The sequence below is a fragment of the Nevskia sp. genome (assembly GCF_023266035.1).
GTDB lineage: Bacteria > Pseudomonadota > Gammaproteobacteria > Nevskiales > Nevskiaceae > Nevskia.
Window position 1 is genome coordinate 30,060 of the sequence record NZ_JAHFRY010000048.1, and the last position, 402, is coordinate 30,461.

A 402-nucleotide genomic window follows, 5' to 3' on the forward strand; every position below is an offset into this window, starting at 1 on the left:
CGTTGCGCCACGCGCCACGACGCGCATCGTCGAGCTGCACACGGCAAACCTTGCCGAGGACGCCGCACGCCTGCTCGCCGGCCTGCTCGCGGCTGATGCACGTACCGATCCGAAGTTCTTCTACGACGCCCAGGGCAGCGCGCTGTTCGACGCCATCTGCCAGCTCGACGAATACCACCCGACCCGGATCGAAGCCTCGATCTTCAGAGAAGCGCGCGAGGCGATCGCGGTCGAGATCAGCCACGCGCTGCCGGCGGGCTTCCAGTGGGTCGATCTCGGTGCTGGCGACGCCGCCAAGTCGCGCGACTGGTTATCTGCGCTGGCGCCACGCCGCTATGTCGGTGTCGACATCGCCGATGCCTGGTTGCGGCCAGCGGTGGCGCGTATTGCGGAGGCACATCC

The 402-nt window shown here is 67.9% G+C and carries 1 protein-coding gene; it reads left to right on the forward strand.

The annotated features are described in order from the left end of the window. On the forward strand, nt 1–402 hold a 402-nt coding region (locus tag Q0D45_RS09390; protein WP_293391738.1), incomplete at both ends, for an L-histidine N(alpha)-methyltransferase.